Origin of the sequence: Bartonella sp. LB28NMGDW (assembly GCF_042194435.1) — a bacterium.
Classification (GTDB): Bacteria; Pseudomonadota; Alphaproteobacteria; order Rhizobiales; family Rhizobiaceae; genus Bartonella; species Bartonella grahamii.
Genome location: NZ_JBHIMX010000003.1, coordinates 114,828 through 130,878 on the forward strand (window position 1 = coordinate 114,828; position 16,051 = coordinate 130,878).

General features: G+C 40.1%; 13 protein-coding genes. 11 read left to right on the top strand and 2 right to left on the bottom strand.

The window, feature by feature from the left end:
- Window positions 1-573: 573 nt before the first annotated feature.
- Window positions 574-1,320 (bottom strand): YebC/PmpR family DNA-binding transcriptional regulator, encoded by a 747-nt coding sequence (locus ACFIKG_RS03180; protein WP_005774608.1) that lies wholly within the window; start codon window positions 1,318-1,320, stop codon window positions 574-576.
- Between the two features lie 367 nt (window positions 1,321-1,687).
- On the opposite strand from ACFIKG_RS03180, the gene ACFIKG_RS03185 reads away from it, so the two are divergent.
- The 11 genes from ACFIKG_RS03185 to ACFIKG_RS03235 all read left to right on the top strand — a co-directional run bounded on the left by ACFIKG_RS03185 (window position 1,688) and on the right by ACFIKG_RS03235 (window position 14,154).
- Window positions 1,688-2,383, top strand: a complete 696-nt coding sequence (locus ACFIKG_RS03185) for a DUF1013 domain-containing protein (protein ID WP_375625266.1) — start codon at window positions 1,688-1,690, stop codon at window positions 2,381-2,383.
- A 201-nt stretch (window positions 2,384-2,584) separates the two neighbouring features.
- Window positions 2,585-3,106 (top strand): peptidoglycan-associated lipoprotein Pal, encoded by a 522-nt coding sequence (gene pal / locus ACFIKG_RS03190; protein WP_375626541.1) that lies wholly within the window; start codon window positions 2,585-2,587, stop codon window positions 3,104-3,106.
- Window positions 3,107-3,158: 52 nt separating this feature from the next.
- Window positions 3,159-5,105 carry a tol-pal system protein gene (locus ACFIKG_RS03195; RefSeq protein WP_375651744.1) on the top strand — a complete coding sequence of 649 codons (1,947 nt, stop codon included), beginning with the start codon at window positions 3,159-3,161 and terminating at the stop codon, window positions 5,103-5,105.
- Window positions 5,106-5,123: 18 nt separating this feature from the next.
- Entirely contained in the window at window positions 5,124-6,611 is a 1,488-nt protein-coding gene (gene tilS / locus ACFIKG_RS03200) for a tRNA lysidine(34) synthetase TilS (protein ID WP_375625269.1), read from the top strand.
- A gap of 114 nt (window positions 6,612-6,725) precedes the next feature.
- Entirely contained in the window at window positions 6,726-8,876 is a 2,151-nt protein-coding gene (ftsH, locus tag ACFIKG_RS03205) for an ATP-dependent zinc metalloprotease FtsH (protein WP_375626535.1), read from the top strand.
- A 545-nt stretch (window positions 8,877-9,421) separates the two neighbouring features.
- The gene (gene glmM, locus ACFIKG_RS03210; RefSeq protein ID WP_375625271.1) at window positions 9,422-10,795 is read left to right on the top strand and encodes a phosphoglucosamine mutase; all 1,374 of its coding nucleotides are present in this window, start codon (window positions 9,422-9,424) and stop codon (window positions 10,793-10,795) included.
- 800 nt (window positions 10,796-11,595) lie between these two features.
- A complete protein-coding gene (locus ACFIKG_RS03215; RefSeq protein ID WP_375626656.1) occupies window positions 11,596-11,757 on the top strand; it encodes a type II toxin-antitoxin system RelE/ParE family toxin in 162 nt (53 codons plus the stop codon).
- A complete protein-coding gene (locus ACFIKG_RS03220) occupies window positions 11,729-11,974 on the top strand; it encodes a HigA family addiction module antitoxin (protein WP_375625273.1) in 246 nt (81 codons plus the stop codon). Before ACFIKG_RS03215 ends, ACFIKG_RS03220 begins: the two co-directional genes overlap by 29 nt.
- 196 nt (window positions 11,975-12,170) lie before the next feature.
- Entirely contained in the window at window positions 12,171-12,359 is a 189-nt protein-coding gene (locus ACFIKG_RS03225; protein WP_015856934.1) for an antitoxin VbhA family protein, read from the top strand.
- Window positions 12,346-13,869: a type II toxin-antitoxin system protein adenylyltransferase VbhT gene (vbhT, locus tag ACFIKG_RS03230; RefSeq protein WP_375651745.1), complete on the top strand. Its 1,524-nt coding sequence runs from the start codon at window positions 12,346-12,348 to the stop codon at window positions 13,867-13,869. Before ACFIKG_RS03225 ends, vbhT begins: the two co-directional genes overlap by 14 nt.
- 84 nt (window positions 13,870-13,953) lie before the next feature.
- Window positions 13,954-14,154, top strand: a complete 201-nt coding sequence (locus ACFIKG_RS03235; protein ID WP_375651746.1) for a type II toxin-antitoxin system RelB/DinJ family antitoxin — start codon at window positions 13,954-13,956, stop codon at window positions 14,152-14,154.
- A gap of 835 nt (window positions 14,155-14,989) precedes the next feature.
- Here ACFIKG_RS03235 and virB11 read toward each other — a convergent pair.
- Window positions 14,990-16,042, bottom strand: a complete 1,053-nt coding sequence (virB11, locus tag ACFIKG_RS03240; protein WP_375625278.1) for a P-type DNA transfer ATPase VirB11 — start codon at window positions 16,040-16,042, stop codon at window positions 14,990-14,992.
- Window positions 16,043-16,051 lie beyond the last annotated feature (9 nt).

Genomic DNA, 16,051 nt, shown 5'->3' on the forward strand with positions numbered 1-16,051 from the left:
GATTAGAGAGATGTACCAGCTTTTTATACAATACTTTGCTAAACAATCAGCTCTGGCTTTCCATTTGCTTATTTTATTCTGTGTTTTTGTCAAAACACTGTCATTTGAGGTGCGGGGATATAAGGCATATAAACCTCCTTGAGATATTTAAGTATTTTTTTAAGTGCGTGGCGAATATTTAGGGGAGTGTGTATTTTTTGAGCCGTAAGTTTCAAGTGAATTCCATGGGTGATTCGTCATAGGAATACGTCAAGAAAATCCGAATTGTTTATAGACCGGATCATCTTCATTACTTGAGGGTGGGGAGGTTAATCTTAAAGAACAAAAAGATCAAATAGAGAGGGGCTATAGGGATAATCTTTGGGGTATGTAAGAAAGGCGTGAGACTAAAGAGTTTTTTATGCTTTCTTTTTTGGGTTATGTTTTCTGGAATTAATGGCGGTTTTCTTGTTGCACCAATGGTTAGTCCCCGCTATTGACGCGGGGTTTTTATATGTGCGGATAAAGAGGAGAGCTGACAGATGCTTTTGAAGCCCTCATGAATGAAGAGAGGGCTTATGCAAATGGTGGGAATTATACAGATAATTTTGCCAAAATCTCATCGCTGACATCAAAATTGGCATAAACATTTTGTACATCATCATCTTCTTCTAATGTTGAAATCAGCCGTAAAACGGACAAAGCTTTTTCTTCATCTATTGGTGCAAGGGTGGTGGCTTTCCAAATCGTTTTAATCGATTCTGCTTCACCAAGTTTTGCCTCAAGAGTTTTGGAAACTTCACCAATATCTTCAAATGCGCAGGTAATATGATGTCCGGTTTCTTCTGATTGCACATCTTCGGCACCGGCTTCAATTGCTGCATCCATGATGTTATCGGCTGTTCCTGCTTCTGGCTTATAGATTATTTCACCAATCCGATTAAACATGAAACTGACCGATCCTGTTTCTCCTAGGGCTCCTCCTGATTTTGTGAAGGCGGCGCGCACATTTGAAGCGGTGCGGTTGCGGTTATCAGTTAAAGCTTCAACAATGACGGCAACGCCGCCTGGTCCATAGCCTTCATAGCGTACTTCATCATAATTTTCGACATCGGTGCCTGAAGCTTTTTTAATCGCGCGTTCAATATTATCTTTCGGCATCGATTGTGCTTTGGCATTTTGAACAGCCAGCCTTAAACGTGGATTCATGGCTGGATCAGGAGCACCTTGTTTTGCTGCTACGGTAATTTCGCGCGCAAGCTTAGAAAATATTTTCGAGCGCATTGCATCTTGACGCCCTTTACGGTGCATAATATTTTTAAATTGTGAATGGCCTGCCATAGTTTTCCTTCCTATTTGAGGGCTTTCTTTCTAGTTGGATACTCTTTAGAATTTAAGACAATAAAATACGCATCCCACCAGAATAAATGTGCCACAGCATGAGGTGAAATAATCGAATAAACCCTTTATAAGAAAATTCATCTTAAAGGTAAAGACACCTTAGTTGAGGATCATTACAAGAGAGATCTCTTGTCGTTGGGAAAAAATAACGCTATAACAGAATGTAATCTCATGGCAAAATGGTTTATTCCATGCCTCGCTTTGTTTTAGGAGTGGTTGGAGAGACCTAACGTATAAAAAGTTCTAGTGCTCTTGAGTGGGCGGTAACCGGCCTCATAGGAAGAGGCGCAGAAGAGGATTTATAAAAATGGCAACGCAACTTTTGATGCCCAAAGCAACAGCTGTTTGGTTGGTTGATAATACAGCTCTTTCTTTTGATCAGATTGCAGAATTTTGTAAATTGCATGTCTTGGAAGTAAAAGCTATTGCTGATGGTGATGCGGCTTATGGTATTAAAGGTTTAGATCCGATTAGTTCTGGACAATTGACGCGCAGTGAAATTGCACGGGTGGAGGCTGATCAAAACGCACGCTTGAAAATTTCTCAATCTAGGGTGCATATTCCTGAAAAAAAACGAAAAGGGGCGCGCTATATCCCTCTTTCTCGACGCCAAGATCGTCCCAATGGTATCCTATGGTTGGTCACGAACCATCCGGAGTTGAAAGATGCACAAATTGCACGGTTGATTGGGACAACAAAAGCGACAATTGAACAAATCCGCCTTAGAACCCACTGGAATAGTGCAAATTTGGTTCCTCTTGATCCTGTAGGACTTGGTTTGTGTTCGCAAATCGATTTAGATTTTGAGCTCCAGCGTGCAGCGAAAAATCGTCCTGTTGCTGCAGAAGAAGATAGGTCGTTGCTTCCCGCTTCTGTGACGGAAAACGCTGACCTAGAGGAAAATGAGAGTGAAGACAATCTGCATAAGACTTTTGATGCTGATAAAGTTTTTGCAAAGCTGAACGCGCTGCAAAAAAATCGTCAAGATCAAGATGATGCATAAAAAGCCATGACGTATAAGGAAAACATTTCTTATGGAAATGTTAGAGGAATGGCTGGAGAGAGAAAATTTGGCAGAGACTCAAAAATAAAAATGATGACCAAAAAAATAGAAAAATTTCGTCTTCATTAGGAATTAACGGTTATTCTTGGAAATCTTTTTAAGAATTTACCTTTCTTTATGACACTCAAGGAGAAACGGACTATGCGCTCTACCAAAAAAAAACTCTCTCATTCTTTAGCTATCCTCTTTCTTTTCTCACTATGCCTGGGTGGGTGTGGCAAAAAAAATGTCGGTGCACTTAACGGTATGAATGGCGCTTATATGAATGATGCTGGTTTGAACCAGGTGTCACCAGGCTCAGGACAAGAATTTACGGTTAATGTGGGTGATCGCGTGTTTTTTGGTCTCGATTCTTCTTCACTTGATGCTGATGCTGAACGTATTTTAACGCGCCAAGCAGAATGGTTGCTTCATTATCCTTATTATTCTATTATGATCGAAGGTCATGCTGATGAGAGGGGAACACGTGAATATAACTTGGCACTTGGACAGCGCCGCGCTGTTGCTGTGCGAAACTATTTGGTATCTCTAGGTGTGTCTGAACAACGGATTCAAACAATTTCTTACGGAAAAGAAAGACCTGTAGCAGTATGTGATGATATTTCCTGTTGGAATCAAAATCGACGTGCAGTAACAACGTTGAGTGACATGAATAGTCATTAAAAAGAAGATTGTTTGTTTCAACTATTCAATGAGCTCTTAAGGGGAAAAAGGAATGTATCGTAAAATCAATTGGAAAACACTCTTTTATATGGCGGTTTTCATAGCTTGTTCTACTTCACTTGTTCAAAGTGCGGCACGAAAGGCTTCCGAATATCCTGCACATGATACAGATAAAGTTGATGCAGTTGATAAGGCATCTGATGCGGAGGAAAAAGCCACTGACACTGTTGATAAGGCTATTGATGCTGTGAAGACAGCACCTGAAGCAGCTGATAAAGCAGCATCTAGCGCGGAGGAAAAAGCCACTGACGCTGTTGATAAGGCTATTGATGCTGTGAAGAAAGCACCTGAAGCAGCAGATAAAGCGGCATCTAGCGTGGAGGAAAAAGCCACTGACGCTGTTGATAAGGCTATTGATGCTGTGAAGAAAGCACCTGAAGCAGCAGATAAAGCGGCATCTAGCGTGGAGGAAAAAGCTACTGACGCTGTTGATAAGGCTATTGATGCTGTGAAGACAGCACCTGAAGCAGCAGATAAAGCAGCATCTAGTGCGGAGGAAAAAGCTACTGACGCTGTTGATAAGGCTGTTGATGCTGTGAAGAAAGCACCTGAAGCAGCTGATAAAGCAGCGTCTAGTGCGGTGGAAAAAGCCACTGACACTGTTAATAAGGCTATCGATGCAGTGAAGAAAGCACCTGAAGCAGCTGATAAAGCAGCATCTAGCGTGGAGGAAAAAGCTACTGACGCTGTTGATAAGGCTGTCGATGCAGTGAAGAAAGCACCTGAAGCAGCTGATAAAGCAGCATCTAGCGTGGTGGAAAAAGCCACTGACACTGTTAATAAGGCTATTGATGCAGTGAAGAAAGCACCTGAAGCAGCTGATAAAGCAGCGTCTAGTGCGGTGGAAAAAGCTACTGACGCTGTTGATAAGGCTGTCGATGCAGTGAAGAAAGCACCTGAAGCAGCTGATAAAGCAGCATCTAGCGTGGAGGAAAAAGCTACTGACGCTGTTGATAAGGCTATCGATGCTGTGAAGAAAGCACCTGATGCAGCTGATAAAGCGGCGTCTAGTGTAGTGGAAAAAGCCACTGACGCTGTTGATAAGGCTATTGATGCTGTGAAGAAAGCGCCTGAAGCAGCTGATAAAGCAGCATCTAGCGCGGTGGAAAAAGCCACTGACGCTGTTGATAAGGCTATTGATGCAGTGAAGAAAGCGCCTGAAGCAGCTGATAAAGCAGCATCTAGCGCGGTGGAAAAAGCCGCTAGTGTTGTGGAGCACCAAGGGATTATTTTAGAGAATCAACAGGCTTTATTTAAAGATTATGATTTAGATAAGCTTTTGCATAAAATACGAATGGTGCTTGAGCATAACAATCTAAAAAATGTTAACAAGCAGTTTCATGGACTTTTTGATCAAAAAGCCTCTTCTGTTTATTCTTGTTCTTTTGAAAAGTCCGCTGTGGATGAAAAATCTCAGACTGTAAAAGAAGAGATGGAGCAGGACCATAGTGCAGGTGATCAGACACAGGTTGCTGCTGTGGAAGCTAAGGTGGAGAGCCATGATCATGAAAACACTAAACATTTTAAAAAAGCGCATGAAGTAAGTGCTCCAATTGAAGCATATCAGAGTGACAATCTTTCTTCTTCTAAAGCTTTGTATAAGGAAGGGTATGATTTTATTCGTTCTGCCAACTATGTTGATGCTGAAAAAAGCTTTTGCGCTTTTCAAAATCGTTACAAAAAAGATTCTTTGAGTGATGATGCTTTATTTTGGTTGGCTGAATCTTTGTTGGGACAAAAACGCTATCATGAAGCAGCGCAAGTTTATCTTACCGCATGGTATGCAGATAAAAAGAAGCTCTATACCTCTGAGATTTTGCTGAAATTAGCAAGAAGTATGGTCGCTCTTGAGCCAAATAAAGACGATTGTGCTCATTTTGTGAAAAAATCAAAACGTCAAAACACACTAGAGTCTATTTTTTGTAAACCTGCAGAATAAATAGCGAGGTCGTTTTCGGTGTGCGTTAGACTGGCAAGAAATCTCTTTAAAACATCGGATTTTATTCAATGTCAGAAGTTGATTCTTGCCGTCTCAGGGGGGAGTGATTCTTTGGCTTTGATGCTTTTGGTCAAAGAGCATTTGGAAACTCTCTCAGTTCCTCCAGAAATGATTGTTGTCACGGTTGATCATCAATTGCGTAAAGAATCGACGCGTGAAGCAGAAACTGTTGCGAAAATTTGTCGCGTTTATCACATTAAACATATCGCTGTGCGGTGGGAAGGCGAAAAACCAAAGACGCATATTGCTTCCAGTGCTCGTGTTGTACGCTATGATCTTTTGGTTAAAGAAGCACAAAAACAAGGTGCATCAGTTATTATGACGGGCCATACACTCAATGATCAGGTTGAAACCTATCAAATGCGGTATCAACGTCTCCAAAAAAATAGAGGTGCATTGCACGGTGAAGTTGGTGCCATGCGTGATGAGGTTTATTCCAGTGGTTTTGCCGGTTCTTTGCGCGGTGAAGCCGAGGGTATACATGATGAGGATCATGCCAGAGAAACGAGAAAAAATATTGCCGAAAAAAACTATGGTCTCCTCTATGAGCGTGGTTTATCCTGTATTCCGCGTGAAGCGTTGTTGCATAGAAAAGTACGTTTGATTCGTCCACTCCTTGGTGTAAAACGCCAAACATTACGGAATTATTTACGCTTACAAGGACAAACATGGATTGATGATCCAACCAATGAAGATCGCAAATTTGAGCGTGTGCGCGTGCGTCAATCTCTTCATCCTGAAAAATTGGCTTATATTGCTCAAAAAATAAATGAAGCCGCATTGCAGCGTCGTCAACAAGCGAAAAATATCGCTGATTTGATCTTAGCGCTGGATATTACTGTTCAACATGGGCGTTGTTTCATAGCAAAGCCTGCGCTATTTTTACAGAAACATTCCAGTTTTCCTTTTGTGGTGGGGCTCTTTGCGGTGCTGATGGGAGGGGGATTTTATTTACTTCCCAATCAGAAATTAAGCATGCTTGTTCAAAAACTCTGTCTCGATTCTCCAGAAAAGAAGCGTTTTACTTATGCGGGCTCTGTTATTGAATATAACAAGCACGGAATTTCTTTGTGGCGTGAAGGGCGAAATATGAAAGAGGCTATCGTTGAGCCAGATAAAACTTTTATATGGGATGGGCGTTATCAGATCACAAATCATGGATCTGAGGCTATAAAGGTTGGAGCCGCAAATTTAGAACAGCTGAAATTTTTATTAAAAAATAGCGATTTTGAGCTTGAAAAGCCTCATTTTCCCTCTTTACAATCGCTGCTGATGATCTCAAATCACAAAGGGTATGATATTCCAGAGTTGATTTCTCAAGCAGTTGTTCATAAACATGTTATAATCAAGCGTATTATGGCACCTTTCGATTGGCTTTCTTCACGAGAAGATGCTGCCTTGGTAAATGTTGTGGAACCTTTTTTTAATATTAAGGTGAAAAGATAAAGGAAAATTACTCTAAAAGAAAATAAACAGCTTCTCATCTCTTGGCAAGGGGCTGACAAGGTTATATGTTAAGGGGAACTGTTTGAAATCTATATTTGATTAAGTGGGCTGAATATGAATTCCAATTACCGCTCTCTCCTTATTTGGGGAGTTATTGCCTTCATTTTGATTGTGTCGTTTTCTCTCTTTAATGGAGATAGTCAGCGTTCTGGTGGTGGAGAAGTCTCCTATTCTGAATTTTTGCAAAAAGTTGAGAATAATGAGTTGAAATCTGTGACCATTCAAGGTCAAAAATTAACAGGACAAACCATTGAACATAGAACTATCTCAACCTATGCTCCTCGCGATCCAGGTTTGATACAAAAATTGGAAAGCAAAAACGTTAATGTTAAAGCTGTTCCGGAAAGCTCTGGAAATAGCATTTTCCTCAATCTCCTCTTTTCCTTATTGCCTGTTATTATTATCGTGGGGGCGTGGGTCTTTTTTATGCGGCAAATGCAAAATGGATCACGCGGTGCAATGGGATTTGGGAAATCAAAAGCAAAATTGCTTAATGAAGCGCAAGGACGTGTTACCTTTAAAGATGTTGCTGGCGTTGAAGAAGCAAAGCAAGATCTTCAAGAAATTGTTGAATTTTTACGCGAACCACAAAAATTTCAACGCTTAGGGGGGCGTATTCCACGCGGTGTTTTGCTTGTTGGTCCTCCTGGAACCGGTAAAACTTTGCTAGCACGTTCTGTGGCAGGTGAAGCCAATGTGCCATTCTTTACCATTTCAGGATCTGATTTTGTTGAAATGTTTGTTGGTGTTGGGGCGAGCCGTGTGCGCGATATGTTCGAACAGGCTAAAAAAAATGCACCTTGTATTATTTTTATCGATGAAATCGATGCTGTTGGACGTCATCGGGGGGCTGGACTTGGTGGTGGAAACGATGAACGTGAACAGACCTTAAATCAGTTGCTTGTCGAAATGGATGGGTTTGAGCCCAATGAAAGTATTATTCTTATTGCCGCAACAAACCGTCCCGATGTGCTTGATCCCGCTTTGTTAAGACCAGGGCGTTTCGACCGACAAGTTGTTGTGCCAAATCCTGATGTTTCTGGGCGTGAACAAATCTTGAAAGTGCATGTGCGCAACGTGCCTTTAGCACCTAACGTTGATTTGAAAATTTTGGCAAGGGGAACACCAGGATTTTCCGGTGCAGACCTGATGAATTTGGTCAATGAAGCTGCTCTTATGGCTGCGAGCCGTAATAAAAGAGTTGTCACGATGCAAGAATTCGAAGATGCCAAAGATAAGGTGATGATGGGGGCCGAACGTCGTTCAACTGCTATGACACAAGAGGAAAAAGAACTCACTGCTTATCACGAAGCAGGGCATGCTATTGTGGCTCTTAATGTGCCAGTTGCTGATCCTGTCCACAAAGCAACAATCGTTCCAAGGGGAAGAGCATTGGGAATGGTGATGCAATTGCCTGAAGGTGACCGCTATTCCATGAGTTATCGGTGGATGATTTCTCGTTTGGCCATTATGATGGGTGGACGTGTGGCTGAAGAATTAAAGTTTGGAAAGGAAAATATCACATCCGGTGCTTCTTCTGATATTGAGCAAGCAACTAAACTAGCACGCGCAATGATCACACGGTGGGGATTTTCTGATCTGCTTGGAAATGTAGCTTATGGCGATAACCAAGATGAAGTCTTTTTGGGTCATTCTGTTGCGCGAACACAAAATGTCTCTGAAGAAACAGCGCGCATGATTGATATGGAAGTGCGTAAGCTTATTGATGATGCCTATAAAAATGCGACCAACATTTTGAAAACAAAAAGAAAAGAATGGTTTGCTTTGGCACAAGGTTTGTTGGAATATGAGACTTTAACGGGAGCTGAAATTAACGAAGTTATTGCAGGAAAGCCTCCTTCACGCACACAGAAAGATGAGAATGCTGCGCCACGGGGATCTTCTGTTCCAAAAACTGGAAAAATGAAGACAGAGACAACAGTGGAAGATGAAAAAAACGCTAACACAGCGCCTCATAAAGTAGAGATCAGTAAACTAGAGGCAGACAAAGCAGAGGGAGTTGTTGGGAAAAAAACAGCAAAATCCGGTAATGTTGAGCCTAAGGAGGCTCAGTCTAATGAAGTCCGATCGGATGAGACTGAGAAAAAAGCGCAAAGCACAAAAGGTACCACAAAATCAGTCAACCGCTCTAAAAGTAATGCTGAAAAGAAGCCCAGTACTGCGGGAGATGATAAAGAAAAATAAGAACTGCTTAATAACGCTTGAGTAACGATGTTTTAGGAAAACTTCTAAATTCTTTGAGAAAGGCGCAAGCAAAGCTTGCGCCTTTAATGTAATATTTGCAAAAATATGGAAGCAAAAAATTAAGCAAAGCTGTTGTATGATGACAGTTTTAGCAGGCGATAAGGCGAGGTGGTATTTTCCTTTACTGATTTAGCAAGGTGTGAGGTTGGCGATAGATTTCCTTACGGATTTGATAAGGTTAGAGGTTAGGTGCTGGGGTTTTTTACGGGTTTAGCAAATGTGTGAGATTATCCTTTGGTTGTGTTCAGGAGATGTGTAAAGCATTTTGAGGAGATACTATTGCTTTTATGTGTGAGGGTGTGAACATAATGGGTTGAGAGGGGTTTAGATGTGTAGATGATGAATAGGATTCTTGATTGTCTAAATGCATGAAGGTTTAGATCAATGATCTGATTTTATATGGGGAGGGGACTATTGTACCAAGGGGGCTTGTTAGGGTTTTAAAGAAAAGCCAAGGGAAGAATTATATATTAAAGGAAAGAGGCATGGTGCAAAAATATTTTGGTACAGATGGGATTCGGGGGAAAGCCAATTCATTTCCTATGACACCCGATTTTGCCATGAAGGTGGGGATGGCTGTAGGGGTTTTATTCCGCTCACAACATCAATCACGTCGTGTGGTGATTGGTAAGGATACACGATTATCTGGCTATATGTTGGAAAATGCTTTGGTTTCAGGGTTGACTTCTGCGGGGATGGAAGCTTTTTTATTGGGTCCAGTGCCAACACCTGCTGTTGCAATGCTTTGCCGCTCTTTGCGAGCGGATCTTGGGGTGATGATTTCTGCTTCTCATAATCCGTTCTATGATAATGGCATTAAACTTTTTGGTCCTGATGGTTTTAAACTTTCAGATGATATGGAAGCTAAAATTGAACAATTGATCGATACAGATCTTTCAAAGTCTTTAGCAAGTTCTGCTGAAATTGGTTATGCAAAGCGGGTTGAGGGGGATATTTATCGTTATATTGAATATGCCAAACGAACCTTGCCGCGTGATGTTCGCTTAGATGCTTTGCGTATTGTTGTGGATTGTGCCAATGGGGCTGCTTATAAAGCTGCTCCCCGTGCTTTATGGGAATTGGGGGCTGAGGTTTTTGCTATTCATGATGAGCCCAATGGTACCAATATTAATCAAAAATGTGGATCAACCGATTTAAGCTCTTTAAAACGAAAAGTGCATGAAGTGCGTGCTGATGTGGGGATTGCTCTTGATGGAGATGGAGATCGTGTTCTCATTGTTGATGAAAAAGCACAAACGGTTGATGGAGATCAGTTGATTGCTGTAATTGCTGAAAATTGGCATAAAATGGGACGATTACGGCGCAATGGTGTTGTCACAACGATTATGTCAAATCTTGGACTGGAGCGTTTCTTGCACAGTAAAGGATTGCACCTTGTAAGGACAAATGTTGGAGATCGTTATGTTGTCGATGCTATGCGCCAAAAGGGATATAATGTTGGTGGTGAGGCTTCTGGGCATATTGTGCTCAGTGATTTTGGTACAACGGGTGATGGCTTGGTGGCTGCATTGCAGATTTTAGCCTGTATGAAGGAAAGTCAAAGTCCTATGAGCCAATTGTGTAAACGGTTTGAACCTGTACCGCAAATTTTAAAAAATGTAACGATTAAAAATAAAAATGTTTTGAAAAAAAATCCAGTCAAAGCGGCCATTGATCAAGCAGAGAAGCGGTTGGGAAAAGAGGCACGGCTGGTGATCCGTGCTTCTGGAACTGAGCCGGTTATCCGCCTTATGGCTGAAGGCGATGCACGAGAAGTATTGGACACAGTCGTGACAGAGTTGATGGATGTTATTATTCATCATGATGTACGCATGGGTACTGCACTTGAGGAATCTTGAATTTTTTGAGAAAATTATCAGATTATCTTTTGATAAAGATCTTATTGTAATGTGGGATTTTGGCAATTACAAAAGTTGTGATTATTAACTATGTGAGTGATGTAATAACGGTAATGGATATTCTATCTACTAATCAATTAAATAAAAAAGAGAAAAATAGAGTTCTAATAAATATAACGCGTAGAGTGTTCTATAGTTCGTAAGATATTTAAAATATACCTTTTTTGATTTTCCTTTTTCTTTTACTTATTCGTAAACCAGTTATTATTTTAACAGAGTTTATAGCAGGGGGGATTTATTAGTCTTATTCATTCTTTTTGCTGGATATACAGCAGGGGAAGATCCTTATGAACATCAAACAGCAATGGCTATTGGTTATATCGTCGTTATGTTTCTAAGTGCAGCTGCCAATTGGGGATATGATGCGCTCCTATTACGTTTAGCTCCTCCTAATTATGAACTTATACTTTTCTAATAATGAGTAGAATAATTAGAAAGAGATGAGAATGAGCAATTTTTTCACGACAGTTCTAATGTTTATAAAGTAAAAAAAGCCCTGTGGTATAAAAATTATGAACGTTTTTTGTATCTTGTAGTGTTACACGCTATATTAATTTATGATCTTAAGATTTAAACATAAAAGAATTGAAGCTTTTTGTAATACTGGCACGACTAATTATAATACTGGTACGACTAAAGGGGTTAGAACCGCCCATGCTCAAAAATTAAAGCGTATTCTAGGTGCTCTTGAAGTAGATGTATCGCCAAAAGATTTGAGTTATCCGTCTTTTTGATTACATCTGCTAAAAGGCGATTTCAAGGATTATTGGTCAATTACTGTAAATGGAAATTGTCGTGTAATATTTCGCTTTGATAGCATAGATGTCGAAATGGTTGATTATCTAAATTATCATCAAAAAGGAGATCTAAATAATGATGAAGAATCCTTCACATCCTGGTGAGTTATTGCGTGAAGATGTGATCAAAGAGCTTGGTTTATCCGTTAATGAAGCAGCAGAGTGGCTTGGTATATCTCGTGGAGCACTTTCTAGAGTTTTAAATGGAAAAGCCGCTATGAGTGCTAATCTTGCTATTAGGCTTGAAATGTCTGGTGTAAGCACAGCACGTGCTTGGCTTGCTATGCAAACAAACTATGATTTATCAAAAGCAATTTTTTAACAACAGTCTCATGATAAAGATTGCATAAAAGAGCTTCAAATGGTTGTTAAATTTTTGCAACAAAGACATGTGGAAGAGCAAAATAACGCGATAGTGCGGATAAAGGCAAAAGATGTGACACGGTAAGATAAGGCAATAAAATCTTGTTTCTGTAGTCTGCTTGGCTATAATAAATATAAGCAAAGGAAGGTTTTATATGTTGAGTGAAGAGGAAATTAAGCGACGTCGCTTTGCTGCTAAAAATGCATTGGCAAGCCAACGTTTAGAGGGATTAGAGCCAGATCCGCTGGTTGTTGCTCAAGTAGAGCGTTATATTATAGGTGAGCTTGAAATAAGTGATATCATCAAAGATTATATGGAGCGGGTAAAACGTGGGGAAGTATAAGGGGAGCGGTGATCCTTATACTGATCATGAAACTGGTGTGATGTATAATCGGCTTGGTATTAAAGACAAAGCCACACTGCAACGTGTAGAATCTACGATTTCTTATGTAAAATCTTTCGAATTTGTACATACTCCTATTGGTGGTGAGTTTGATCTGAATTACATGAAAGAGATTCATAGAAGACTGTTTGGTGACATATATGAATGGGCGGGACAAGTTCGTTTAGTGGATATTGCCAAAGGCAATAGTATGTTTGCTAGTTATAATCAGATTGAACGTTATGCACCGAAGATTACACAAAAGCTTGCAAAAGAACAATATCTGCGTGGTCTTGGCGCTTATGACTTTAGCCAAAGGGCTGGGTATTACATGGGCGAGTTGAATGCGTTGCATCCGTTTCGAGAGGGGAATGGGCGCACTCAGCGCGAATTTATGGTGCAACTTGCTTGTGAAGCTGGTTATCGTATCAACTGGAAGGGTATTGAGCGACAAGAAATGACACGTGCGTCAATTGAAGCACATTTTGGTAATTCAGAATATCTGTCTGCACTCATCTATAAGAACCTTACCAAGTTTACAGAAAATAAAAGGGATGATGTTTCTCAAGGTATTGGCAAAAATATTGCTTTTTGCATTGATCTTAATAAAGAGTGCTTGGAACAACAAAAAGAGAAGATTGAAACCCTTTGGGATAGAGAAAAGACAGCTTTTAGCAGACTTCAAAAAGAAGAACTTGAAGTTGAGCAATCGCAAAGGGATGTTAATGCTACGTTAAAAGCAACAGAAAAAGCTCCATACCTTGCTGCTTATACGGATAACTCTAATCTAGAACAGAAGGTGCTCAGCGCTCTTAGGAATGAAAAATCTTATGTTAATATGTTTAAGGAGTTAAACAGTCGTTTAGCATTTATTTATAGAGATCCACAAGAGGCTGCGCTTAGGATTGAGCAAACGATTTTAGCAGGTAAAGGCGATAAACTCTCTGATATTTTGGATAGGGCACCTGATAGAGCAGGCGAACTGCGTGGATCAGATCGTTTTATCGATAAACTCAAATCTACAGGAAAAGAACGAAAAGAAGCGCTTTACAATGTTCCTCGTACACTTTCTTCTATTGAAAAGCTTCAATCCTTTTATAAGAATTCTTATGAGAGACATATGGATAGTTTTACGCGGGAGCGTGAGCAGTTAAAAGTAGAGGTTCCGTCACTTTCAAAAGAAGCAGTGACTTTTATGAAAAATGTTGAAGCTGGTCGTGATAGTTATTCAAAGATACCAGAGCAGGTTAGTGAAGAATTTTTAAAGCTACAAAGTGCTTTAGATAAACGTTTTGGACATGATGCCATTCATAAATATGGTTTTGATTTATCAAAAGTGGTCCCCAAAGAACAGTCTCATGATAAAGATTGCATAAAAGAGTTTCAAATGGCGGTTAAATTTTTGCAACAGAGACAACAGGAGAAAATCAACGCAATAGCGCGTGCAAGATCAATAGATATGATACGGTGAGGGCAAGGATAAAGCCTTATGCTGTATAAGCCCTATTAAGCGATATGACAAAAGAGAGGTACTCAAAAGGTGTTTAATATAGGTGTGACAAAAGATGTTGTACGTGCCTGCATAGATAGGGCGTTAAAAAAATCCGGTGAAATATTAGCAAATTTAGGACTTACGGTGTCTGATTTCATCCGTATTGCTTTGACAAAAGTTGTTTATGAAAAGGGATTGCCATTTGATATGTATATTCCTAATTTGGAAACGCTTAAAACTTTTGAGAAAAGTGATAAGGGTTAAGAGATATGTATTGCTAAAGATAGGTAAGATTTGTTTCATCATTTGGATATTTGATATTTTTGATCATTCACTTCAAATTAGCTTTTCATTTACATCATTATCGTTATGGGTGTTTTCCGTATATTGAATGATGTATGCAAACCGTGATTGAAACGGCAGCTTATTGAATTTCTGCAAAAGAAGAAGGCATATCGCTTGAAGAATTATTTGATATTGTTTCTTTTATTGCTGCTTATCCAGATGCTGGTGATTTTATGGAAGGTACGGGAGGGGAAGCCAAGAAAAGTTAGGTTTTAAAGCATAAGGGGTAAAAGAGGGAGATATAGGGTTATACCCTTTTTTGGTGGTCAAAATATTTCGGTGTTGATCGAAGATGTGTACAGTCAATTATCTTGAGGCAATTTGGCAAAATCAGAAAGGAATGCGTTGAAGAAAATTTTTATACTGCGCCTTGATGAATATCGAAAAGAATAATAATGGATAAGGCACATAAAGCAGGATCTCGTATATTACAAGGTGTTTGTGAAGCTTTTGTCTGAAGCTAAAGGTGAAGTGGATACGAAATTTGGTATCTATATTCCTGCAAATGTTGATGTCAAAAAAATCAGAAAAAATATTGGGTTATAGATATCATTTTCGGCACGTTGTGGTTTTTTTGTGGGGCGCATGCGTGATTGGGAATGGGGATGATATTTTTACTTCTTTTTGCTTTCAATTCATTGAAAATGAACTTGAAGCTATGGTGGTAATTTAGCACGCGATGATATCCGCGGCTTATAATCGTGTTTTTAAGAAAGCTCTATTGGTATAAAAAGGGTGTGAGGGTCGCGTTTTTTTAGAAAGCATCACGGCGTTTGAAGGGGTCGTAATAGATTTCTGTTACACGAAATTTTCCTTCGAGGCGTTTGCATTGGATGATGACATCTATCATCGAGATTAATAAGCCGCGGATATCATCGCGTGCTAAATTACCACCACCGTCACTTTCTTTGACAAGAAGGGTCATTTGTTCGAAGGCTGCAAGTGCTGTTGAGGCGTGGACGGTGGTAATGGAGCCGGGGTGACCAGAGTTGACATTACGGATATAGTAAAAGGCTGTACCATCACGCAGCTCTTGTAGAAGGATTCTGTCGGGGCGCATGCGTAAGCCTGATTCAAGCAGTTCTTTTGCGCCGGCTTTCGCTAAGCCTTGGTTATCTTTTGAATAAAAGAGTTGGACTTTGTTGGCGTGCGGAACGACAAGTTCTGGCGTGTCTTCAATGGTGAGAATTCGTTCATAGTCAGGGATTTTTGCAATTAAAGCTTTGGAGAGGGTTGTTTTACCAGAACCGGTTTTGCCCGATATTAAGATATTTTGTTGTGTAATAACGGCGCGTTCTAAAAAGGTGCAAAAATCTTTAGCGATAAAGAGATCTGTTAGCTCTTTGTCTGTATCAGAGAGTTCGGATAATCGTTCTGTCATTTGTTGTGTGGGTGTGAAACTGGTGTTTTGGGCAACAGAAAACAGATTGTTTTCATGTAAACTTTCAAGAGAAAAAGTGCGTGATGAAGGTTTACGAATGGTCATGCTAATGGTATTGGCAGCAACTGCTGGAGGCATAACAATTTGTATGCGTTCGTTGTTTGGCAGTGTTGCGGAGAGAACGGGGTTTTCTACACTGATTTTTTGTGTTGTGTAGGCAGCAACAACTTTTGCAATCCCTTCTAGTTCGCTGTAGGTTAGTTCTTTTACGATGTGGGTTTGCCAACCATTGGGACCCTCAACGATTACTTCGCCGGGGCGATTGATGACAATTTCAAATAAATTTTCATCATTAAGGAAGTCATCTAAGATCTTTAATTTTGTTAAGACGATGGAGGCGCGTTCTGCATTTTTTGCTGAGGGCATAATGTGACT